General features: G+C 63.7%; 18 protein-coding genes and 2 pseudogenes. 8 read left to right on the top strand and 12 right to left on the bottom strand.

Annotated features, from left to right (window positions below):
- Nucleotides 1-138: 138 nt before the first annotated feature.
- From HMPREF2674_RS01645 to dapE, 3 genes are all read right to left on the bottom strand, one after another.
- Nucleotides 139-1506, bottom strand: coding sequence for a hypothetical protein (locus tag HMPREF2674_RS01645; protein WP_070824633.1), 1368 nt, complete (start codon nt 1504-1506; stop codon nt 139-141).
- On the bottom strand, nt 1503-1886 hold the full coding sequence (locus HMPREF2674_RS01640) for a hypothetical protein (RefSeq protein WP_049332089.1): 384 nt from the start codon (nt 1884-1886) through the stop codon (nt 1503-1505). The genes HMPREF2674_RS01645 and HMPREF2674_RS01640 overlap by 4 nt, the downstream gene beginning before the upstream one ends.
- Nucleotides 1887-2095: 209 nt before the next feature.
- Complete coding sequence (gene dapE / locus HMPREF2674_RS01635; protein ID WP_049346654.1) at nt 2096-3250, bottom strand: succinyl-diaminopimelate desuccinylase; 1155 nt, start codon at nt 3248-3250, stop codon at nt 2096-2098.
- Nucleotides 3251-3355: 105 nt separating this feature from the next.
- Here dapE and dapD point away from each other — a divergent pair, with 105 nt between their 5' ends.
- From dapD to HMPREF2674_RS01605, 6 genes are all read left to right on the top strand, one after another.
- The gene (dapD, locus tag HMPREF2674_RS01630; RefSeq protein WP_070824632.1) at nt 3356-4321 is read left to right on the top strand and encodes a 2,3,4,5-tetrahydropyridine-2,6-dicarboxylate N-succinyltransferase; all 966 of its coding nucleotides are present in this window, start codon (nt 3356-3358) and stop codon (nt 4319-4321) included.
- Nucleotides 4322-4622: 301 nt separating this feature from the next.
- The gene (gene galE / locus HMPREF2674_RS01625) at nt 4623-5636 is read left to right on the top strand and encodes a UDP-glucose 4-epimerase GalE (RefSeq protein ID WP_070604114.1); all 1014 of its coding nucleotides are present in this window, start codon (nt 4623-4625) and stop codon (nt 5634-5636) included.
- 374 nt (nt 5637-6010) lie between these two features.
- Complete coding sequence (locus tag HMPREF2674_RS01620) at nt 6011-6775, top strand: amino acid ABC transporter ATP-binding protein (protein WP_070483752.1); 765 nt, start codon at nt 6011-6013, stop codon at nt 6773-6775.
- Nucleotides 6776-6788: 13 nt separating this feature from the next.
- A complete protein-coding gene (locus tag HMPREF2674_RS01615) occupies nt 6789-7619 on the top strand; it encodes a glutamate ABC transporter substrate-binding protein (protein WP_070824631.1) in 831 nt (276 codons plus the stop codon).
- A 16-nt stretch (nt 7620-7635) separates the two neighbouring features.
- Nucleotides 7636-8319 (top strand): amino acid ABC transporter permease, encoded by a 684-nt coding sequence (locus tag HMPREF2674_RS01610; RefSeq protein WP_070483749.1) that lies wholly within the window; start codon nt 7636-7638, stop codon nt 8317-8319.
- Nucleotides 8316-9254: an amino acid ABC transporter permease gene (locus HMPREF2674_RS01605; protein WP_070824630.1), complete on the top strand. Its 939-nt coding sequence runs from the start codon at nt 8316-8318 to the stop codon at nt 9252-9254. Before HMPREF2674_RS01610 ends, HMPREF2674_RS01605 begins: the two co-directional genes overlap by 4 nt.
- Before the next feature lie 136 nt (nt 9255-9390).
- Here the strand turns inward: HMPREF2674_RS01605 and dapC are convergent, their stop codons facing one another.
- From dapC to HMPREF2674_RS09055, 6 genes and pseudogenes are all read right to left on the bottom strand, one after another.
- The gene (gene dapC, locus HMPREF2674_RS01600) at nt 9391-10530 is read right to left on the bottom strand and encodes a succinyldiaminopimelate transaminase (protein WP_070824629.1); all 1140 of its coding nucleotides are present in this window, start codon (nt 10528-10530) and stop codon (nt 9391-9393) included.
- Between the two features lie 206 nt (nt 10531-10736).
- Nucleotides 10737-11057 (bottom strand): ferredoxin, encoded by a 321-nt coding sequence (gene fdxA, locus HMPREF2674_RS01595; protein WP_049332074.1) that lies wholly within the window; start codon nt 11055-11057, stop codon nt 10737-10739.
- A gap of 363 nt (nt 11058-11420) precedes the next feature.
- A complete protein-coding gene (locus tag HMPREF2674_RS01590; RefSeq protein WP_070824628.1) occupies nt 11421-12809 on the bottom strand; it encodes a PIG-L family deacetylase in 1389 nt (462 codons plus the stop codon).
- 267 nt (nt 12810-13076) lie between these two features.
- Entirely contained in the window at nt 13077-14987 is a 1911-nt protein-coding gene (gene typA, locus HMPREF2674_RS01585) for a translational GTPase TypA (RefSeq protein WP_049343880.1), read from the bottom strand.
- A 203-nt stretch (nt 14988-15190) separates the two neighbouring features.
- Complete coding sequence (locus HMPREF2674_RS01580) at nt 15191-16270, bottom strand: NAD(+) diphosphatase (RefSeq protein WP_246826152.1); 1080 nt, start codon at nt 16268-16270, stop codon at nt 15191-15193.
- A pseudogene (locus HMPREF2674_RS09055) lies at nt 16256-16711 on the bottom strand (acyltransferase family protein); the annotation flags it as partial. The gene HMPREF2674_RS01580 and the pseudogene HMPREF2674_RS09055, both read right to left, overlap by 15 nt.
- 317 nt (nt 16712-17028) lie before the next feature.
- On the opposite strand from HMPREF2674_RS09055, the gene pgi reads away from it, so the two are divergent.
- A complete protein-coding gene (pgi, locus tag HMPREF2674_RS01575; protein WP_070824627.1) occupies nt 17029-18705 on the top strand; it encodes a glucose-6-phosphate isomerase in 1677 nt (558 codons plus the stop codon).
- Between the two features lie 153 nt (nt 18706-18858).
- Here the strand turns inward: pgi and HMPREF2674_RS01570 are convergent, their stop codons facing one another.
- The 3 genes from HMPREF2674_RS01570 to HMPREF2674_RS01560 all read right to left on the bottom strand — a co-directional run bounded on the left by HMPREF2674_RS01570 (nt 18859) and on the right by HMPREF2674_RS01560 (nt 20830).
- Nucleotides 18859-19563: a pyroglutamyl-peptidase I gene (locus tag HMPREF2674_RS01570; RefSeq protein WP_070824626.1), complete on the bottom strand. Its 705-nt coding sequence runs from the start codon at nt 19561-19563 to the stop codon at nt 18859-18861.
- A 6-nt stretch (nt 19564-19569) separates the two neighbouring features.
- On the bottom strand, nt 19570-20160 hold the full coding sequence (locus HMPREF2674_RS01565) for an LOG family protein (RefSeq protein WP_070824625.1): 591 nt from the start codon (nt 20158-20160) through the stop codon (nt 19570-19572).
- A gap of 148 nt (nt 20161-20308) precedes the next feature.
- Nucleotides 20309-20830 (bottom strand): NUDIX hydrolase, encoded by a 522-nt coding sequence (locus HMPREF2674_RS01560; RefSeq protein WP_070824624.1) that lies wholly within the window; start codon nt 20828-20830, stop codon nt 20309-20311.
- A gap of 254 nt (nt 20831-21084) precedes the next feature.
- On the opposite strand from HMPREF2674_RS01560, the pseudogene HMPREF2674_RS01555 reads away from it, so the two are divergent.
- A pseudogene (locus tag HMPREF2674_RS01555) lies at nt 21085-22059 on the top strand (hypothetical protein); the annotation flags it as partial.

Raw genomic sequence — 22059 nt, 5'->3', positions numbered from 1 at the left:
AACGCCACAACAGCGGTTTACGGCGGGTAGTCTCCACCGCCGGGTAAAACGCTGCGGCTCCTACCGCAGACACGCCCGCCTCCCGAACGCAAAAGACCGCCGGCAGCACACCGGCGGTCTCGCAAAACAGTATTCGGTTTACGGCGGGTAGTCTCCACCGCCGGGGAGCTGCTTCCAATGCCACAGCCAGCCCACCCAGCCCCACTGCGCGCACGCGCCCGCAACCAGCAACGCCCAGCGGTAAGCCCGCGAACGGCTCAGCGCCGCCGCCACCACGACCAGCGGGAACAGCGGTAGCAGCAGACGGAACGTCGACGACTGCGGGTTGAGGAACAGAATCAGGTAGGCGAAGTAGCAGACGCACCATAGATTCAGCGGGGCCGCCAAAACGCTTCGCGCAACCGGGCTCAGGCACAGCGCGACGAAACCCAGGATCAGCAGAACCAGCAGGATCGGGGCCGCATACCCAAAGTACAGGTACCCCTGTGTCAGCCACGGCTCAATCGGCGCCAGATGCGTGCCTCGCCAGGCCGTCTCCGTGGCGGTGTACGCATCCACACGGCCCGTAGCCGACCACGCAATCGCGGGCCACACCAGCGCGCACGCGCACACCAGCAGGGCGCTCAGCAGCTGCCCCGCACGGCGCACAAACGCCGCACCCATACCCGACTGGCGGCTCGAACGCACCCAGCACGCAAACCACCACAGGCCGGCAGCCGCGCCCAGGGGCACACCCACCGGGCGGGACAGGCACGCCAGGGCCGCAACCGGCACCAACCAGCCGTAACGCCCCTTCACGAGGCACAGCAGCGCACCGGCCAGGAACACCAGGTTCAGTGACTCGGCGTAAGGCACCTGAAGCACGGGAGCCACCGGCAGGAACGACACCAGGGCCGTGCCCCACAGCGCCAGCGAGGAGGCGGGCTCAGCATCGGCGGAGTCAGATCCGGAACGCGCGAGGCGGGCCGCCTTCACCGAGGCGTCAAAGAGCAGGTAGATGATCCAGGCCGCCGCGAAACCGGCCAACAACGCGACGGTGGCGGCCACCGGGTAGTAGGCGATGCCCGTCAGGCGGCTGATTCCCTGCGAGAGTAGCGGAAAGATGGGGTAAAACGCCCACTGATTCTGCTGGACGACACCCATCGCATTGACCGGCAGCTCGCTCGGGTAACCGTTGAGCGCAATCTGCTCGTACCAGCCGGCATCCCAGGTGCTGATGAAGGAGAGGTAGCTCAGATGCTCACCCCAGGGGCCGCGCAGCTGCTGCTGGCCGACCACGGCGAACACCGCGAAGCCCCACACACGCGAAATCCCGTAGATGAGCAGCACAGAAAGCCAGGCCGGCAGGGCGCGCAGACGCTCCCCCACGCGGCGCAGACGCTCGGCGGAGGAGGTGTACATCCATGTCAGGGCCTCGTCGAAGGACTCGGACCGGTTCTGCTCGACGCGGGATGCGGTATGCTCCGCCGGCTCGCTCGATTCGGTGAGCCCGGCGCGTGCGCTCATCGGGCCTCCCCGCTCTGCGGCTTCTCGGCGGAGGATACCGCGGAGGCGCCCGAGGGCTTGTCCACGTGGTGATCCACGAAGTCGTGGGCGCTCAGGGTCCGCTCAACGTTACCGGTATGCGGCACGGCCAGAGGAAGGGGTTCCGGCTCTTCCTGCACGGCCCGGGGGCCCTCGGCGGGCACGGCCTGCGATGCGGGGGCCCTGAAGGGCTTGGCGATGACGTCCAGATCGTCGACCGTGTCGAAGACTCCCAGGCCGTCACGGCCCACGGCGTTGAAGAACGCTGCGCCGGGCACGGCGCGGTGGCCGCCGAGCGCAATCACCGTGAGCGAGGCGATGACCAGCAGGATCAGGGCGAGCAGAATCAGAAGAATGTTCAACTCTGTCCTCTCGAATAACGTGTATGGTTACTCTCCATCTTAGAAGAGAGATGTGTTGTCTCCCCTTCTATGACGCTGTGAGATGCCGGCCGGCCGGGGCGACAACGCGGTGGCCGGCAGGCGGAGGGCTTTGGTCCGGGTTCGCGCACGGGGTTCGCGCACGGGGCCCATGCCGCCGTTCGGCACGCAACCGGGCCGGGAAGCGCCTCCTAGTCCTCGTCGTCGCGGTCGCTGAGTAGCCAGGCGCGCAGGTCCGCGTGGCAGCGGGTCAGCTGGCTGAAGCGTACGTGCTCGTTGTCGGTATGGGCCAGCAGGGCGTCACCGGGGCCGAAGTTCACGGCCGGGATTCCGATTTCACTCAGGCGCGCCACGTCCGTCCAACCGTACTTCGGCTGGGGCTCCTGCCCCACCGCCTCAATCAGGGAGGCGGCCAGCGGGGTGTCCAGGCCGGGGCGGGCCGCCGGGGAGAGGTCCACGAAGTCCAGCTCGTACCCGGCGAACACCTCGCGAACGTGAGCGACCGCCTCGTCCAGGGTCTTATCGGGGGCGAAACGATAATTCACGTGCATCGCCGCCGCGTCGGGAATCACGTTGCCGGCCACGCCGCCAGAGATCTGCACCGCGTTCAGGCCCTCGCGGTAGTCCAGCCCCTCCACGGCGATGGTCTTCGGCTCGTAGGAGGCGAGCGCCGCCAGCGCGGGCGCCAGGGCGTGGATCGCGTTCTCGCCGCGCCAGGCCCGGCCCGAGTGGGCGGCCAGGCCGCGGGTGCGCACGAAGAAACGCATGGTGCCGTTGCAGCCGCCCTCAATCGTGCCGTTGGTCGGTTCGAGCAGTACGCCGAAGTTGGCGTCGGTGATGAGCTCCCCGTGGTTGCGAATCAGGCGCGCCAGGCCGGAGAGCTCGCTCGCGACCTCCTCGTGGTCGTAGAAGATGTAGGTCAGGTTGTAGTCGGTGTCCCGCGCGGTCAGCTCGGCGGCAAGCTTCAGCTGGACGGCCACGCCGCCCTTCATGTCGGTCGCGCCGCGTCCGTAGAGTACGTACTCGCCGTCTTCCTCGCGAACGGTGGCCGGCACGGTGCCGAGGGAGCCCTCGACGGTGGGTAGGGGCACGGTGTCCAGGTGACCGGCCAGGATAATGCGGGTGCGTTCCCCCTCTTCACCGGGCATCGGCGGGAATTCGGTGCGGGCAATAATGGCGTCCCCGTCGCGGGTCAGATGCAGGTGCGGGTAGGCCGCGAGCGCCGCGTACACGGCATCGGCCAGGTCCTTCTCGTGGTCGGATACCGATTCGTAGTCGAGCAGGGCGCGGGTCAGCTCGGGCATGGATACGTTCAGGTCCAGGGGTGCGTGGTGATTCACAGTCATCCCTCCACGATACAGGCTGGGGGCGCCCCGCATCCCGGGGCGCGCGCATCTGTTCGTGAGACGAACGCCGACGGCCCTGATGCTCGGTGTGCTACAGCCCATATAATGGTGTGCATGTCTGAAAACACTCCCCGTTACGCCTCCGGCGTCGCACTGGTCAATGTTGTTGTCTCTGGCGAGCACGCCGGCACCGTCCTGGATGCCTGGTTCCCCGCCCCCTCCCTCACCCAGACCCCCGACCTGTCCATCGCGGACGAGCTGGAGGAGCTGGCCGCTGAGCACCCGGCGCGCAACGCCCGCACCGAGGTGCGTACCGCCTCCATCAACCTGGATGAGGCACCCGAAGATGCACTCGACGCGTACCTGCGTCTGCACCTGCTCTCCCACACCCTGGTTCGCCCCAACGAGCTGAACCTGGATGGCCTGTTCGGCACCCTCGCGAACGTGGCGTGGACCAACCACGGCCCGGTGCTTGCCGCTGAGTTCCAGAAGCTGGCGATTGGCCTGCGCAAGCTGGGCCACCTGAGCGTGAGCCACATTGATAAGTTCCCGCGCCTGGTGGATTATGTGGTTCCCACCGGCGTGCGTATTGGCGACGGCGACCGTCTGCGCCTGGGTGCGCACCTGGCCTCCGGCACGACCGTGATGCACGAGGGCTTCGTGAACTTCAACGCTGGTACCCTGGGCACCTCCATGGTTGAGGGCCGTATTTCTCAGGGCGTTGTGGTGGGTGACGGCTCGGATGTGGGTGGCGGCGCCTCCACGATGGGTACCCTCTCCGGCGGCGGCAAGAAGCGCGTATCCATTGGTGAGCGTTCCCTGCTGGGTGCGGAGTCCGGTATCGGTATTGCCCTGGGCGATGACTGCGTGGTTGAGGCGGGCCTGTACGTGACCGCAGGTTCGCGCGTGAGCGTGCTGCTGCCCGGTCAGGAGGCGCGCGTGGTGAAGGCTGCGGAGCTGTCCGGTGTGTCGAACCTGCTGTTCCGCCGTAATTCGCTGAGCGGCGCGATTGAGGTTCTGCCGCGTGCGAAGAACACCGTGGAGCTGAACGAGGCACTGCACCTGAACTAGGGCTGGGTCTGAACTACTCTGGGCCGGCCTGGGCTAATGCCGGCCGCCCCTGCGGACTTGAGGGGTCGGGATGCGTGAAGCATCCCGACCCTTTTTCTACGTTGTGCGCGGGGCTCGCATCCCATCCTCGATAACTTCACCGTCCGTAGCCCTTTACGCGCCTCCCACGTGCTCACACCGGAGTGCACAAGCGCACAGTGCATAAAACCATTCTGTTGCCCCGACCCCTGTACCATTAGATACAGCTCAACAGCACATGCTCCGTCCGGTTCACTCCGGAATTTTTGCTCGAAAGGACATCATGAAGGTACTCGTTACCGGCGGTGCCGGCTACATTGGCTCGCACACCGTACTTGAACTGCTCAAGGCAGGCCACGACGTCGTCGTCATGGATAACCTCGCCAACTCCTCCGAAGAGTCCCTCAAGCGCGTCACCGAGCTGGCCGGCCGCGCCCCCGAATTCCACAAGGTTGATCTGCTCGACCTCGAGGGCATGAAGGCCCTCTTCAAGCAGGTTCGCCCCGACGCCGTGATTCACTTTGCGGGTCTGAAGGCTGTGGGTGAGTCCGCCGAGAAGCCGCTGTGGTACTACCAGACCAACGTGGCCGGCACCCTGAACCTGCTCTACGCCATGGACGAGGCCGACTGCCACTCCATCGTGTTCTCCTCCTCCGCTACCGTGTACGGCGAGCCCGAGTCCATGCCGCTCATCGAGAAGATGAACATGGATGCGCAGTCCTGCTACGGCCGTACCAAGGAGCACATCGAGGACATGCTGGTCGACCTGGCCGCTTCCGACTCCAAGTGGAACATTGCTCTGCTGCGCTACTTCAACCCGGTGGGCGCACACGAGTCCGGCCGTATCGGCGAGGACCCGGCGGGTATCCCGAACAACCTGGTGCCCTTCATCGCCCAGGTTGCAGTGGGTCGCCGCGACCACCTGAACGTCTTCGGCAACGACTACCCGACCGTTGACGGTACCGGTGTGCGCGACTATATCCACGTGGTCGACCTGGCCGACGGCCACCTGAAGGCGCTGAACTACATTGCTGAGCACGGCGGCCTGCACACCTGGAACCTGGGTACCGGTAACGGCTACTCGGTTCTGCAGGTTCTGCACGCATTCGAGGAGGCGTGCGGTAAGGAGCTGCCGTACAAGATTGTGGATCGTCGCCCCGGTGACGTTGCGGTCTCGTACGCCGACCCCTCCTCCGCCCTGGCTGACCTGGGTTGGAGCGCTACCCGTGATATCAAGACCATGGTTCGCGACCACTGGAACTGGCAGAAGAATAACCCCAACGGTTACGAAGCCTAAACAGTTTTAGCCCCTCCTGCGGGGGTGTTACAGGATGCCCGATAGGTGTTGTCTCACCTATCGGGCATTTTTGTACGCTTTTTCGAAATTTTTGCCGGTCTACGCTTCGCCACCCGGAGGAGGGTACCCTCTCGCGAGCTCATACGATTCACTCACAGCGTTTCCTCTAGTCAGAGCATTTTAAGGGGATAAAGTGCGCACCACCCGTATTTTTACGTCAAAAATACTATAACTATGCACTACCCCTTAAAAATTCACAGCGTTTCAACGGCGAAACGAATAATTTACACGCGCGTTACATGGAGCACGTAAGCTGAAAACTCACCATTTTTGCAACCCACATCATAGATACATCTCACATGAAAGGGTTAGTGATGTCCGCACAGGCAACCCCCGCATCGCCGAAAAACCTCGTTGAAATTCGTGATGTCAACAAGTACTACGGCACGAACCACGTTCTGAAGAACATTAACCTTTCCGTGGGTAAGGGCGAAGTAATTATCCTTCTCGGCCCTTCCGGTTCCGGCAAGTCGACCCTCTGCCGAACCATCAACCGCCTCGAAACCATCTCCAGCGGTTCCATCAAGATTGACGGGCAGGAACTGCCCAAGGAGGGCCGCGCCCTCGCCAAGCTCCGCGCAGAGGTCGGCATGGTGTTCCAGTCCTACAACCTCTTCGCGCACAAGACCATCCTGGATAACGTGACCCTCGGCCCCCGCCGAATCCGCAAGATCTCCAAGTCGGAGGCAGAAGCGGAGGCCATGAAGCTACTCGCAAAGGTCGGCGTGGATTCCCAGGCGCACAAGATGCCCGCCCAGCTTTCGGGTGGCCAGCAGCAGCGCGTCGCCATCGCCCGCGCCCTCGCCATGAAGCCCAAGGTCATGCTCTTCGACGAGCCCACCAGCGCACTCGACCCCGAAATGGTCAACGAGGTGCTCGACACCATGGTCTCCCTCGCGAAGGAAGGCATGACCATGATCGTCGTGACCCACGAGATGGGCTTCGCCCGCAAGGCCGCCGACCGCATCGTGTTCCTGGCCGACGGCGAAATCGTCGAGGAAGCCCACCCGGACGAGTTCTTCACCAACCCGAAGAGCGACCGCGCCAAGGACTTCTTGTCCAAGATCATCGACCACTAATCCGGAGGGTGAAATGAAAAAATATTCACGCAAGCTGGCAGCGCTCGCCGCGGCAGCATCCCTCGCTCTCACCGGTACTCTCGCAGGCTGCTCCAGCGCAAACAGCGACCATAAGATTCGCATCGGCATCAAGTTCGACCAGCCCGGCCTGGGCTACCAGGACGGCAGCCAGTACACCGGCTTCGACGTGGACGTAGCACGCTACGTCGCCGGCAAGCTCGGCTACTCCGAGAACCAGATTGAGTTCGTCGAGTCTCCCAGCGCCAACCGTGAGAACATGCTCAACAACGGCCAGGTCGACATGATTTTTGCGACCTACTCCATCACCGACAGCCGTAAGAAGACCGTGGACTTCGCCGGCCCCTACTACACCGCCGGCCAGGACCTGCTCGTGCGCGCCGATAACACCGACATCAAGGGCCCGGACGACCTCAACGGCAAGAACCTCTGCTCCGTGACCGGTTCCACCAGCGCCAAGAAGGTCCAGGAGAAGTTCGCCAAGAACGTGAACCTGGTCAAGCAGAACAGCTACTCCGACTGCGTGGTCGCCCTCAACGGCGGCGTGGTGGACGCCGTGACCACCGACGACATCATCCTCGCCGGCCTGGCGGCCACCAAGGCCAACAAGGGCAAGCTGAAGGTGGTTGGCGCCCCCTTCACCACCGAACGCTACGGCGTGGGCCTGCCCAAGGGCACCGACAAGTGCGAAGCCGTGAACAAGGCCATTAACGAGATGGTTGCCGACGGCACCTGGGAGAAGCTCGTCACCAAGTACACCGAGGGCACGGGCTACCACTACAACACCGAGACCAACCCGCCGTCCCCGAGCGCCTCCTGCGCCTAGTTAGAGAGGTTTACGAATGTCATTCTTTGACCAACTCGGCGCCCTCCTAGCCAAGTACGATGTGGTTGGCGCCTTCATGACCAATATTGAGCTGACCTTCTGGGCGGCCATTGGTTCCTTCGTTATCGGTACCGTGCTGGCGCTCATGCGTATCAGCCCCGTCCCCTCCCTGCGTTGGGCCGGTACCGCGTACGTGCACCTGGTGCGTAACACCCCGCTGACCATTCTGATGACCCTGGCGATTCTGGGCGTGTGGACGCAGTTCCAGCTCTCGTTCTCCGGCGATTTCGACACGAACTTCTTCGTGTACGCGGTGATTGTGCTGTCGATTTATCACGCGGCCTTCATCTGCGAGGCGATTCGTTCGGGCGTGAACACCGTTCCGAAGGGTCAGGCAGAAGCTGCCCGCGCTATTGGTCTGGGCTTCTTCGACACCGCCGGCCTGGTGATTTTCCCGCAGGCGTTGCGCGGTGCGATTACCCCGCTGGGCAACACCCTGATTGCACTGGCCAAGAACACGACGGTGGCCTCCGTGGCCTCCGTGGCGGAGGCTTCCGGCATGATGAAGTCCATGATCGAGTTCGACGCGAACATGGTTCTGGCCATCTTCCTCGTCTTCGCTCTGGGCTTCGTGGTGATCGTTGTTCCCATTGGTGTTCTGACCACCTGGTCCTCTCGAAAGCTGGCGGTGAAACGATGAAAAACCCCTTTATCAGTAACGAAACCCGCGGGACCTCGTCGGTTCTCTTTGACGAGCCGGGTCCCGTGGCTCAGCGCCGCACCCGCATCTTCAACATTGCGGCCCTGGTTGTCTTCGCAATTTTCGCGGTGTACGTGCTGACCGTGATGGGCCAGAAGGGCCAGCTGGAGGCGGAGAAGTGGACCGACCTGTTCACCGCCCGTGCATGGACCTCCTACTATCTGCCCGGCCTGGCCTCGACCCTGTCCGCCGCCTTGATTTCGGTGGTGACCTCGATTGCCTTCGGTATGGTCTTCGGTATCGCGCGTCTGTCGCAGTACCGCGTGGTCCGTTGGATTGGCACCGTGGTCGTGGAGTTCTTCCGCGCCGTGCCCGTGCTAATCATGATGATCTTCTTCTGGCTGTTCCTGGGCAAGTACAGCGGTCTTCCGCCGGCCCAGCTACCCTTTATCGCCGTGGTGGTGGGCCTGACCCTGTACAACGGTTCGGTGATTGCCGAGCTGCTGCGCTCGGGCGTGAAGCAGCTGCCCCGTGGTCAGGGTGAGGCCGGTCTGGCAATTGGTCTGACCCCCAGCCAGACGCTGATTCAGATTCTGATTCCGCAGGCGTTCACCGCGATGATGCCCTCCATGCTGAGCCAGTTTGTGGTGATTCTGAAGGATACCGCCCTGGGTTACATCATCTCCTACCCGGAGCTGCTCGCCTCGGCGCGCCGCATCGGTTCCGGTGACGGTAACGTGCTGCAGACCCTGCTACTGGCGGCGGCCCTGTTTATCATTGTGAACTTCGCGCTAACCGCACTGGCAACCGGTATTACCGACCGCCTGGCATCGCGCACCTCCGCGAAGGTGACCCGCGAACTGATTCCCGGCGAGATCGACAACCCGAACCCGCCGACGATTCAGATGTTCGTGCTCCCCGGCGGCCGCAAGTAGCCACAGCCGAGGTACAGCACGAGGTACGGCAAAGCCCCCGCACTCCCCTCTCGGGAGGGTGCGGGGGCTTTCTGCTATGCAGGTTAGATTCCCCCGGTGAGCGGCTCGGTACCGCCGTGCGGATGGGGTGGTCAGTCTACTTAGCGGCAGAGGCCTTCAGACGCTCGGCGGCCTTGGCCACGGCCTCGTCGGAGGCGGTCAGGGCGATGCGCACGTAGCCCTCGCCGTCCTCGCCGTAGAACACGCCGGGTCCGGCGATGATGCCCAGATCGGCCAGGCGGCCGATGGAATCCCAGGTGGACTCGCCGAAGGTGGTCCACAGGTACAGGCCCGCCTCGGATCCCTCGATGCGTCCGCCGGCGGCGGTGATGGCGTCCTCCAGCACCTCGCGGCGGGCACGGTAGCGGTCCTTCTGCGCCGCAACGTGCGCCTCATCGCCCAGGGCGGCAATCATGGCGGCCTGCACGGGCGCGGGCACGATCATGCCGGCGTGCTTGCGGCTGTTGATAATGTTCGGCATGAGCTCGGGGGCGCCGGCCACGAAGGCGGCACGGTAGCCGGCCAGGTTCGACTGCTTGGACAGCGAGTAGACGGCCAGCAGGCCGGTGAAGTCGCCGTCGCACACTCGCGGATCCAGGATGGAGGGCACAGGCTTACCGCCGCGAGCCTCGTCCCAGGCGCCCCAACCGAGCTCCGCATAGCACTCGTCGGAGGCCACCACGGCGCCGATTTCGCGGGCCTGCGCCACGATTTCACGCAGCTGCTCCACGGTGCGGACCGTGCCGTTCGGGTTGGCCGGGGAGTTCACCCAAATCAGCTTCACGCGGCTGCGGGTGTCGGCGTCCAGCTCGTCCAGGCTGTCGGCGGGCACGGATTCGGCGCGGGCGAAGCGGGCACCCATATCGTAGGTGGGGTAGGCGATGCGCGGGTACACGACCACGTCGCCGGGGCCCAGGCCCAGCAGGAAGGGCAGCCAGGCTACGAGCTCCTTCGAGCCGATCGTGGGCATGATGGCCTGCGGGTCCAGGCCCTTCACGCCGCGGCGGCGCTCAAACCATTCGGCGATGGCCTCGCGCAGGGCGGGGGTGCCGTGGGTGGTCGGGTAGCCGGGGGCGTCGGATGCCTCGGCGAGCGCGTTGCGGATGAGCTCGGGGGTGGGGTCCACGGGGGTGCCGATGGACAGGTCCACCGGGCCGTCGGGGTGAGCCGCGGCGGTGGCGCGGTAGGGGGCGAGCGCCTCCCAGGGGTATTCGGGCAGGTTCAGGCCGTAAGTCATTGTGTCACCTGGTCGCTTGGGGATTTTTCGTCACTTCAGTCTATCGCCCGGGCTTTGGGGCTGACTAGAGGAAGAGCCCCCATCCCAGCGCCTAGACAGTTTGTCCAGGGGCACACCGCGTGCGGTGCGCATCGGCCGGGGTGGGGGCTCGTGCATCCGGTCACTCGCGCAATTACTCTGCGGGCGCGGATGCTTCAGGTATGGGGTTAGTTGCTCTGCGGGGGCAGTGCCGCGATGAAAGGCACGTCCTTGCCGGTGGGGCCGAGCTTTGCGGCGCCACCGGGGGAACCCAGGTCGTCGAAGAAGTCGGCGTTGGCGCTCACGTATTCGCTCCACTCTTCGGGAACGTCGTCTTCGTAGTAGATGGCCTCGACGGGGCAGACGGGCTCGCAGGCGCCGCAGTCCACGCACTCGTCGGGGTGGATGTACAGGGTGCGGTCACCTTCGTAGATGCAGTCCACGGGGCATTCTTCAACGCAGGCGCGGTCTTTGACGTCCACGCAGGGAAGCGCGATAACGTAGGTCATGGGTCGGTGCCTTTCTCGATGCTGTGCGCCCTGTGCCCGCCGGTCTGCGGGTCGCCTTCTCCAGGGCAGGGTCTGCAGAGTAAACCGCCGAGCGTGTGGTGCTCGGCGGGGAAGTCTTTGTATAGTCTATCGCGCGCTCGGTGTTTTATCGTATTTTCGTGGTGTATTAGACAGCGAACGGCGGCGGGCGGGGGCCTATTTTTTAGGCAAGCCTGCCCTGCCGCCGTTCATTATTTCACCTAGTCAGCGAATTATAAAAATACCCAAATTATATAAATGAAATCTTCGTCACATTAATTTGTGGGTGGGCACAACCCTTTTCCCACCGAGGAAAAACACGCAATAACGCATACTTTTTCTTCGCTATTTATCCCGACCCTCGGCCTTGGCACGCGCACGCTGATGCGCCGAACGGGCCGAGAAGTAGCGCGCATCCTTCACCCGGTTGCGCGTGTACGCGAACATGCCCAGCATCGCCGCCACCGGCGCACCGAACCACCACAGCGCACCGTACAGGCCGATGGCCGAGTGCCCCGGGTTCACGAGCACGAAGGGCGAGTCAGGGCGGCCGTAGGCCAGCCAGTACACGGTCACGAAGGCCACGGCACCCACGATAGCCGCCGTCATGCCGCGGCGCAGGGCGAGCGCGCTCCACAGGGAGGCGAAGAAAATCGTCAGGTACGCGATAAGCAAGCCCACGGGCAGGGCAACATCGCCCGCGTACACAACCCAAGCGTGGTAGATGGAACCGGCGACGGCCGCCACGGCACCCAGAATCACGCCGGTCAGCACCGTGGAGACGAGCCCCGCCTCCTGCGGCTTCGGGTTGACCGTGCGGGTGGGGTCGCCGTCGAGCACGCGGTAGGTCTCGACGGCAGAAATCTTCTGCGGCACCTTATTCGAGTACTCGAAGGTCTTATCGTCCAGCACCGTAATCTGGGTGCGGTGCGCCTCCATAGCCTTTCGTTTGGCGGTGCCGTCGCCAAAGATGGCGGCCTGCACGCGGGTGTCCTCGGGGTTGTACTCGCCCTCAATGCCCCAGATAAGCAGCGGTCGGTCCTCGTCATCCCCCAGAATCTCCAGGGCGCGCTTCACGATTTGGTGCACGCGCACGTGGTCGGGGTGACCGTAGCCGCCGTCGGCGTCGTAGGTGACCAGCACATCCGGCTGAATCTCGTGAATTGCGGCGACCAGGGCCTGCGCCTGCGGTTCGAGGGGCTGGGCGGTCAGCGAGGCATCGCTCGAGACGGGGTTGGCGATGGGCTTACCGTTCGGGCCCCAGGCCATGCCGGAGTCGCGGTAGAGGGCCGGCACGCCCTCGGCGGTGGCCGGCTCCTGACCGAGGAAGAGGTGGCGGTGCACGCCCAGGGCCTCGAGGGCGCCGTTCAGCTCGCCCACGCGGTACTCCCCTAGCGCCTCGCCGTTGTCGGTGCATCCGGGCTTACCGACCTCCAGGTGCTGTAGCTGCTGCGGGATGACCTCGCCCAGCTCACCGCGGGTTGCGGTGATGAGGTACACCTCGGCGCCCTTCTGCGCGTAGTATGCCATCGTCGCGCCGGTCGAGGAGGTCTCGTCGTCGGGGTGCGCATGCACGAAGAGGATGCGCGCCTGCTCCGAATCGTAGTTTGTGGGCAGCAGGTCGCGCTTGGCCCCGGATGCGATGCGCTCACCCTGCGTGGGGTAACTGGGGGTCGCGGCTTCCTGCGGCTTCTGCTGCTCGGCTTCCTGCGGGCTGTTGTCGGATGCGGACACGGGAATTCCCTCTCATAACGCACGGACTGGGATGTGCCTGTAGGGCTCACGCCTCACCCCGCGCACAGGGCGTCTGCGGGGGTGCACGCTGTCTCAGCACACGGTCTTATCTTACACGGCGGCAGGGGTGGGCTCACCTCAGTATTGAGCGGTCCCGGTTTCGCTCCCCGACCCGCCCGAATACGCCGAGCCGCCGCCCTCTTCCTTCCGGAAGGTGGCGGCGGCTCTTCGAAACGCTACGGCCCGATGGTCGTACCGTCAGCGCAATTAGTTGGCGCGGGCGCGGCGGCGGAACTCGCGCACACGCTCGTTGGAGTCAAGGATGACCTTACGGATACGGATGGCCTCGGGGGTCACCTCAACGCACTCGTCCTCGCGAGCGAACTCGAGGGACTCCTCGAGGGTCAGCTTCTTCGGCGGGGTCAGGTTTTCGAAGTTGTCCGCGGTCGAAGAACGCATGTTGGTCAGCTTCTTTTCCTTGGTGATGTTCACTTCCATGTCGTCGGCACGGGAGTTCATACCCACGATCATGCCCTCGTACACCTCGGAGGTGGGCTCCACGAAGAAGGTGCCGCGCTCCTGCAGGTTGATCATCGCGTAGGGGGTCACCACGCCGGCGCGGTCAGCAATCAGCGAACCGTTGGTGCGGTACTCAATCTCGCCGGCCCAGGGCTCGGGATCAATCGAGTACGAGGAGGAAATGCCGGCACCGCGGGTCTCGGTCAGGAACTGGGTGCGGAAGCCGATCAGGCCACGGGCGGGAACGGCGAACTCCATACGGACCCAACCGGTACCGTGGTTTGCCATGTTCTCCATGCGGCCCTTACGAGATGCCATCAGCTGGGTGACGGCGCCCAGGTACTCCTCGGGCACGTCAATAATCATGTGCTCCATGGGCTCGTACACCTTGCCGTCGATGGTCTTGGTGACCACCTGGGGCTTACCCACGGTCAGCTCGAAGCCCTCGCGGCGCATCTGCTCCACAAGGATTGCCAGGGCGAGCTCGCCACGGCCCTGAACCTCCCAGGCATCCGGACGCTGGGTGGGCAGAACCTTGATGGACACGTTACCGATGAGCTCGCGGTCCAGGCGGTCCTTCACCTGACGCGCGGTGACCTTTGCGCCCTTGACGCGGCCGGCCAGCGGGGAGGTGTTGATACCGATGGTCATGGAGATCGCGGGGTCGTCCACCTTGATTAGCGGCAGGGGCTTGGGGTTCTCGGCGTCGGTCAGGGTCTCACCGATGGTGATGTCCTCGATACCCGCAACCGCGACAATCTCGCCGGGGCCGGCGGACTCGGCTGGAACGCGGTCCAGCGCCTTGGTGGCCAGCAGCTCGGAGATGCGGACGTTCTTGATCTCGCCGTCGTGGCGTGCCCAGGCGACGGTCTGGCCCTTCTTCAGGGTGCCGTTGAAGATACGGACCAGTGCCAGACGGCCCAGGAACGGGGAGGAGTCCAGGTTGGTCACGTGTGCCTGCAGAACCTCGTTGGGGTCGTAGGTGGGGGCGGGCACATGCTCGATGATGGTCTTGAACAGCGGCTCGAGGTCGTCGTTGTCGGGCAGCTGGCCGTCGGCGGGCTGGTTCAGGGAGGCGGCGCCGGCCTTACCGGAGGCGTACACGACCGGAACGTTCAGCACGGCGTCCAGGTCCAGGTCGGGGACCTCCTCGGCCAGGTCGGAGGCCAGGCCCAGCAGCAGGTCCATGGACTCGCTCACGACCTCGTCGATACGGGAGTCGGGGCGGTCCACCTTGTTGACCACGAGGATCACGGGAAGCTTGGCGGCCAGTGCCTTACGCAGCACGAAGCGGGTCTGGGGCAGCGGGCCCTCGGAGGCGTCCACGAGCAGCACAACGCCGTCAACCATGGACAGGCCGCGCTCCACCTCGCCACCGAAGTCGGCGTGGCCGGGGGTGTCGACCACGTTGATGGTGATGGTCTCGCCGTTAGCAGAGGGGCCGTTGTAGAACACGGTGGTGTTCTTCGCCAGAATGGTAATGCCCTTTTCGCGTTCGAGGTCGCCGGAGTCCATGACTCGGTCTTCAACATCTGCGTGGTCAGAGAAGGCGTGGGTCTGCTGCAGCATCGCGTCGACGATGGTGGTCTTACCGTGGTCAACGTGTGCCACGATGGCCACATTACGAAGGTCGGGGCGCGAAGCGGTGTTTTCAGACATGCGTAAAGTTTCTCGCTTAAATCTAGGGGATAGTCCTGCCAACGGCTGATGCGCTCCGGGCGCGGGGGTGCAGGAGGCAATCCTCAGCGGGAGAAACCTGCCTTGTTCGCTTCTGCCGACTGTACCTTCGGATGTGAAACTCCGCTGTATGCGGGCACGGCAAAAGGGACCCCCCTCCGTTGGGCTTAGCTACCAGTGTAGCACTAGGGCTTTTCGGCGAGCCAGTCATCCAGCATACGACGGGCCACGGCGTTGGTGCCGGGCAGCTCAAGCTTGGCGGGGTCGTCCTGCCCGCTATTGCCGCGTTCCTCCGAGATGGCGATCGCTTCGCGCAGCTGCTCGGCGGTAAACCAGCGGGCGGCTCGAATTTCACCGTCGTGGTGAACGATGGGCTCGTTCTCGTCCACGGTCACCCGGTAGCAGATCATGAGCGAGCGCGGGAAGGGCCACACATCGCTCATACGGTACTCGCTGCGTTCCGCGCGCAGGCCGGTCTCTTCGTAGACCTCGCGGGCGATGGCCTCCTCGAGGTTTTCGCCCGGGTCGACGAACCCGGCGATGAGTGCGAAACGGTTGGGGTGCCACTGGCGGTTATTGGCCAGGAGCACGCGCTCGCCGTCGCGGCTCATGACAAGGCCCATGACGGCCGGTTCGATGCGGGGAAAGACCATTTCGCCGGATGCGGTGCGGCGGATTCCCTTGCGGCCGATGGGGGCTTCTTCACCGGTGTAGGCGGAGTACCGCATTTCGATGAGGTAGTCGCGGCGGGCCAGGGCGGCGGCGTAGCGGGCGCGGCCGAGCGGGTCGCGGTGCACCGGGTAGTAGCGGAAGCCGCTGGAGGAGGCCTGCACGGGTCCCTCCTGACTGTTCGGTTCGGCGGCGTTGAGTTCTGCGGCGACGGCCTGAAGCGCGTCGTCCTCGCAGTAGAGGGCGTGCACCTCTGCCGTCGGGGTGCCCGCCGCCGGAGCAGCCGTTGCGGGTGCGTGCTCATCGCGCGCGCCTTCCCTCGCGTTGAACCCGGGGATGAGGTCGGGCTCTAGAACGGGGTTCGGCCGGAGTACGGTGCGGCCCAGCACGGCACTTTCTTCGGCCAGGGTGCGGGGCAGGACGCGCACGTAGTGCACGGTGCCGTCCGGGTTGGTCAGGGTTTCACCTGACCGGGAGACGACGAGGTAGAGGGACTGGCCGGATGCGGTCTGGGCTGATTCATGCATAGTCCCAATGCTACTCCGTCTCGTAACGCTCCCCCCGCCCTGCTCGCCCGGGAAGGACTGCGCATCCACGGCGCGGGCGCTCCAGGCGGTCGGCGAGAGCACCAGGAGGCTACCGGCGAGGGTCAGCAGAATCACGACCGAAGCTGCGGGTAGCAGACGGGTGAACACGTGGGTCCAGTAGTTGAGGAGATTGAGGGGCTTACCCTCGTTGATCTTCCGCATGAAGGAGAGCGAGAGCAGGAATGTGGAAATGAACAGGAAGACGTCCACACCGCCGGAAACCTTGCCCACCCAGACGTGGTAAACCACGACGAGGAGCACTGCAAAAGCACGCAGACCCTGGATTTCGGGGCGGAAACCGCGGCTTTCCAGGAAAGACTCGTAGGGAGGGTTCTGGCCGTTTTTGGGCACACGAACCCCCTGGTTAAAAGCTATGTTGTGTTGTCCTGAGTGTTGTGTTTGAGAGTAGAAAATCGTTCCCTGCCCCAAAAGTCGTACCGGGCGGGGCATCTCACAAAGTGCCTGGGAACGCGTTGAGGGAGTGATCCTCGAGGTGTTTCTGCATCCCAGGCATTATTCAGCCCGGTCTAATGTTTTTTAAAGTGAAAGTTCAATGTTTGTGGGGCATCTCCCATTTTCTTGAGGTATATCCGTCCATCCCCTAGATATGCCTCTGACAAGCCAAACCATTCTTTTCAACCTCTACAGATTGCCTACCGAGGTGCAAACGGGCTCACCGGGTGTCCATTTTCGATTTTTTCGCTGTATCGTCCCACATCACCCTCGAAAGAGGTGACAGCGGCTCCCGAAAATAAGAGAATGGAAGCATGACTACTTCTATTGACCCCACGACCACCTCTGCCTGGTCGGCTCTGTCCGCTCACCACAAGGCTCTCACCCCGAACCTGCGCGAGTGGTTTGCCGCCGACCCCGCCCGTGCCGAGAAGTTCAGCTTCACCGCTGACGAGCTGCACGTTGACCTTTCCAAGAACCTGATTACCTCCGAGACCGTTGAGCTGCTGCTCAAGCTCGCCGAAGAGGTCAAGCTGGAGCAGGCTCGCGAGGCCATGTTCTCCGGTGAGCACATTAACGTCACCGAGGACCGCGCCGTGCTGCACACCGCCCTGCGCCGCCCCGAGGGTTACACCCCCGCCCTGACCGTCGACGGCCAGGACGTAGACGCAGACGTTCACGCCGTGCTGAAGAAGATTTACGCTTTCGCTGAGCGCGTGCGTAGCGGCGAGTGGACCGGCGTGACCGGCAAGCGCATCGAGACCGTCGTGAACATCGGTATCGGTGGCTCCGACCTGGGCCCGGTCATGGTGTACGAGGCTCTCAAGCCCTACGCCGATGCAGGCATCACCGCCCGCTTCATCTCCAACATTGACCCGACCGACGTGGCCGAGAAGGTCTCCGACCTGGATCCCGAGACCACCCTGTTCATTGTCGCCTCCAAGACCTTCGGTACCCTGGAGACCCTGACCAACGCCCGCGTGGCCCGCGAGTGGCTCATCTCCTCCCTGCGTGAAGCTGGCGCTCTGGACGGTAAGGAAGCATCCGAGGCCGTGGCAAAGCACTTCGTGGCTGTCTCCACCGCGCTCGATAAGGTTGCCGCATTCGGCATCGACCCCGAGAACGCCTTCGGCTTCTGGGACTGGGTTGGCGGCCGCTACTCCGTGGACTCCGCCATCGGCACCTCCCTGGCTATCGTGCTGGGCCCGAAGGTCTTCGCTGACTTCCTCGCTGGCTTCCACGCTATGGATGAGCACTTCCGCACCGCTCCCTTCGAGAAGAACGTCCCCGTTCTGATGGGTCTGCTGAACATCTGGAACGTGAACTTCCTGGGTGCAGAGACCCACGCGGTTCTGCCCTATGACCAGTACCTGCACCGTTTCCCCGCATACCTGCAGCAGCTGACCATGGAGTCCAACGGCAAGTCCGTTCGCGCAGACGGTTCCTTCGTCAACTACGCAACCGGTGAAGTGTTCTGGGGCGAGCCCGGCACCAACGGCCAGCACGCCTTCTACCAGCTGATTCACCAGGGCACCCGCCTGATTCCCGCGGACTTCCTGGCCTTCGCCAACCCGGTCCACCCGACCAAGGACGGCGAGCAGGACGTTCACGAGCTGTTCCTGGCTAACTTCTTCGCACAGTCTCAGGCTCTGGCGTTCGGCAAGACCGAGGAAGAGGTTCGCGCAGAGGGCACCGCGGAGCACGTGGTCAACGCACGTATCTTCAGCGGTAACCGCCCCTCCACCTCCATCATGGCGCCGCGCCTGACCCCGCGCGTTCTGGGCTCTCTGATTGCCCTGTACGAGCACATCACCTTCGTTCAGGGTGTTGTGTGGGGCATCGATTCCTTCGACCAGTGGGGTGTTGAGCTGGGCAAGAAGCTGGCCCTGGACCTGGTTCCCGCTATCGAGGGTGACCGCGAGGTTCTGGAGCGTCAGGATTCTTCGACCGCTTCGCTGATCGACTACTACCTGAAGAACCGCACCAAGTAGTAACTCGATCCTGCATGTGCCGGTTTTGTAGCCCGGCTGTATTGGCCCTGCGCAAGCTGGCTCAGCGCAGATACACAAACCGCCGGATAGGCTCCCAGTTTGGGAAGCTATCCGGCGGTCTTGTTATGTAGGTTCTAGCTCAATACCGTGCTACTAGTTCACGGCGGGCAGGGTGTCGGAGGCGACCTCAGCAATAATGCGCACCACGGTGGATTCGGGCAGCTGCGGGATGCCCTGCTCGTCGCGAACCACGCCACCGGCGTCGCGGTGGGCGGTCAGCTCCACACCCTCGGTGGCCTCTTCGCCGTCGGCATCCTCTTCACCATCAGCACAGATTGCGGGCACGTGCACGAATCCGGCGGGGATACTCAGCCCCAGTTCGCGGCTGATGCGCTGGCCCTCGTAGAACACGTGGTTGCACACGTAGGTTCCGGCGGTGTACGAGATCTCGACGGGTTCCCCCGCCGCACGCAGACGCTCAAAGCTGGCGCGCACCGGCAGGGAGGAGAAGTACGCCTCCTGACCGCCCGGGGCGATCGGCTCATCGCAGCGTCGGTCGCCGTCGTTATCCTCAATGCCCGCGGAGTCCAGGTTGATGGCGACCTGCTCGAGGCTCACCACATCGCGGCCGACCGCCACACCCAGGCTGATGAGCGCGTCGGGCTGCACCTCCTGCAGGGCGGCGCGCAGGGCGGCGCTGGATCCGTCGTAGCTGACGGGCAGCTCGCGGGCCACGACGCGCAGGTCCGGGCGGGCGGTATTCAGCGCCCGCACGGCGCCTTCCGCGAGCGCCACGGTGGGGTTGACGGGCACGCCGGGGAACGGTCCGAAGTAGGTCAGTAGCAGGGTATTGGCCATGGCAGTTTAGCTTTCTGCGTTGGTCTTTGTGGCGGCGCGGCGCTCCAGGTCCTTGGCGAGCGCATCCAACAGTTCCTCGGGGGTGGTCACGATAATGAGCTCGTCCAGGTAGCGCTCGTTCAGCAGACCGGTGGACGCCATGTAGTGCATCGCGTCGATGAGCTTATCCCAGTAGCCGTTGACGTTCAGCAGGGCGACCGGCTTGGAGTGGATGTCGAGGAACTGCCAGCTGAACACCTCGAAGAACTCTTCCAGGGTGCCGGGGCCGCCGGGCATGGCGACGAAAGCGTCGGCCTTCTCGATCATGGCGATTTTGCGCTGGTGCATGGTGTCCACAATGTCGAGGGTGGTCTGGCCGGGGTAGACGCCCTCCAGTCCGACCAGCTTGTGGGTGACCACGCCGTAGACCACGCCGCCGGCGTCGAGGGTTGCGCCCGCGACGGTGCCCATGAGGCCGGTGCGGCCACCGCCGTACACCACGCCAATATTGTTCCGAGCGCAGAGGGTGCCGAGCTCGCGGGCGCGCTCGGTGAAGAGCGGGTCGTTGCCGGAGCGTGCGCCGCAGTAGACGGCAAGGTTGTAGTCAGTCTTCTTCATGGTTCTCCTTGAGGGGTGGGCGAGGGTACCGTACGCGTCGCTGCGTGGCGGCTTCGCCTCGCGGTGTTCTGTGTTGAGGGTACCGGATGTACCTGTGTACCTCATGTGTGCCGCCCGCCAGGTCAGGGGCGCGCATTGGGCGAGGCGGTTAGGGTAGCGGGGTGCGTGCCAGCAGCGGGAAGATCTGCTCGGTATTCAGCGGTGCCTGCGATGCAGAATCGAAGGGGCTGCTCATGGAGGGGTTGACCCAGCGTAGCTCAGCGATTTCTGCCTGCGGCACCAAAGAAGCCAATAGCTCGTGCTGCTCGTCGGTGGGGGCGTATTCGAAGGTTTCGGCGCGTACCGTAAAGCCTGCCTCGTTCAGCGCGGCGGCTTCGAGGAGTCCGAGGTGGCGCATCCGGTCGGGGTCGGGGGTGAGCCCGATTTCTTCACTCACTTCGCGGCAGGCAGTCTGCAGCGGGGTCTCCCCCGGTTCGGGTTTGCCGCCGGGCATCATGAACCCGTCGCTACCCTGTTTGCGCACGGTGAGTACGAGCCCGTCCCGGTTGCGGATTGCTACAGCGCACACGTTCACGACGCGGTGCGCGCTGTCGATGGCGCTGTGTTCAGCAACGGGCTGGGCGGTGCGGACTGCTTCCACTCGGTTCTGCGGGTTCTTCTGCGTGGGCATCTTTCTACCCTAGCATTTCCGCATCCTCCACCCGGCGCTGTGCGTGTTTGTCTTATTCATCCGCCCTATTGTGCGCCCTGCGGGCAGTGGTTTTACGTAATATTTCGGCGAGTTATCTTATGTCCGGTTCATGCGTTTAGGTGCGTGTTACGGTGTAATTAACCGCGATGTCGCGGTACCGTATACGCACTCGACTTGGCGCGATACAGGAAGAGTGCGAATCGCTCAATCACTCATGTAGAAGGAACTTCGTGATGGCTAACTCTTCTCGTGCCCGCCGCTACGGTAGCGCCGGCGCTTCTGTTCTTCTTGCCGCATCCTTGAGCCTGGGCGCTCTGCCTTCTGTTGCAGCGGCTGATACCCCGAATCCGGATAACCCGCCGGTTATTACGGTCTACAACTACAAGGTTGAGACTAATACCCGTCAGCTGAAGACTGCCCTGCGTCTGAACAAGATTACGTTCAAGGCGTCGAAACTGCCCGCGAAAACTACCGCTTTCGCCCCGGCTTTGCATGAGGCAAACCACAGGGGTTTCCCGTTTCTGAACCCGATTCAGACGGTGCGCGTTGAGGGCCCGTTCAAGGACGGCACGGCGACTGCGACCCATTACGTTCCCGGTAGCCTGATTGACCCAGCGAAGAACTACAGCTTCGTCGCTAATATCATCGTTGATGGTTACGGTGGCGGTCAGGTTCTGCGCATGGACGTTGTGAAGGATAGCGCCGCACCGGTTCTGCACGTGGATTCGCCGCGTCTGAACACCAAGGGTGAGACCGTGTTGAAGGTGCGCGGTACCGGCTACACCGGTGAGGCGACCCCGCACGGTGTGCGCGTGGTGGTGTCTGATACGAACGTGTGGGTTCCCGGTCGTTTTCCTCAGACGGGTATGCGTTTCGTGGCTGAGGTGACCGTACCTGCTTCGCAGATTCACAACGGTGCTTTTGAGACGGAGGTGAAGGTTCCGGCGGATGTTGCGGCGACACTGAATACCTCTCACAAGTACATTGCGGGCACTATGGCTGCTGGCGTTGAGGGTGCCGAGTATGGTTCGTTTGATGCTCAGAAGCCTCTTGAGCTTTTCGCGCAGGAGCCCGTGGTGTCTGCGGTTCCGACCTATGCCCCGACGGTGGCTCCTCTGCCGGAAGCAACCGTTGGCGTGAACCCCACCGACGCACCCACCGTGGCACCTCTGCCCGAGGCAACCGTTGGCGTGAACCCGACGGATGCG

Origin of the sequence: Rothia sp. HMSC062F03 (genome assembly GCF_001836905.1) — a bacterium.
GTDB lineage: Bacteria > Actinomycetota > Actinomycetes > Actinomycetales > Micrococcaceae > Rothia > Rothia mucilaginosa_A.
Note: the sequence above shows the minus strand (reverse complement) of the source record. Positions and strands in the feature narration are given on the sequence as shown.

Bases quoted from the DNA above. Each gene is read 5' to 3' on its own strand.
- dapD (WP_070824632.1), top strand. From the start codon at position 3,356: ATGGTGTGCATGTCTGAAAACACTCCCCGTTACGCCTCCGGCGTCGCA.
- HMPREF2674_RS01565 (WP_070824625.1), bottom strand. From the start codon at position 20,160: ATGAAGAAGACTGACTACAACCTTGCCGTCTACTGCGGCGCACGCTCC.
- HMPREF2674_RS01620 (WP_070483752.1), top strand. From the start codon at position 6,011: ATGTCCGCACAGGCAACCCCCGCATCGCCGAAAAACCTCGTTGAAATT.
- dapC (WP_070824629.1), bottom strand. From the start codon at position 10,530: ATGACTTACGGCCTGAACCTGCCCGAATACCCCTGGGAGGCGCTCGCC.
- dapE (WP_049346654.1), bottom strand. From the start codon at position 3,250: ATGACTGTGAATCACCACGCACCCCTGGACCTGAACGTATCCATGCCC.
- pgi (WP_070824627.1), top strand. From the start codon at position 17,029: ATGACTACTTCTATTGACCCCACGACCACCTCTGCCTGGTCGGCTCTG.
- galE (WP_070604114.1), top strand. From the start codon at position 4,623: ATGAAGGTACTCGTTACCGGCGGTGCCGGCTACATTGGCTCGCACACC.
- HMPREF2674_RS01605 (WP_070824630.1), top strand. From the start codon at position 8,316: ATGAAAAACCCCTTTATCAGTAACGAAACCCGCGGGACCTCGTCGGTT.
- typA (WP_049343880.1), bottom strand. From the start codon at position 14,987: ATGTCTGAAAACACCGCTTCGCGCCCCGACCTTCGTAATGTGGCCATC.
- HMPREF2674_RS01615 (WP_070824631.1), top strand. From the start codon at position 6,789: ATGAAAAAATATTCACGCAAGCTGGCAGCGCTCGCCGCGGCAGCATCC.
- HMPREF2674_RS01645 (WP_070824633.1), bottom strand. From the start codon at position 1,506: ATGAGCGCACGCGCCGGGCTCACCGAATCGAGCGAGCCGGCGGAGCAT.
- HMPREF2674_RS01570 (WP_070824626.1), bottom strand. From the start codon at position 19,563: ATGGCCAATACCCTGCTACTGACCTACTTCGGACCGTTCCCCGGCGTG.
- HMPREF2674_RS01560 (WP_070824624.1), bottom strand. From the start codon at position 20,830: ATGCCCACGCAGAAGAACCCGCAGAACCGAGTGGAAGCAGTCCGCACC.
- HMPREF2674_RS01610 (WP_070483749.1), top strand. From the start codon at position 7,636: ATGTCATTCTTTGACCAACTCGGCGCCCTCCTAGCCAAGTACGATGTG.
- fdxA (WP_049332074.1), bottom strand. From the start codon at position 11,057: ATGACCTACGTTATCGCGCTTCCCTGCGTGGACGTCAAAGACCGCGCC.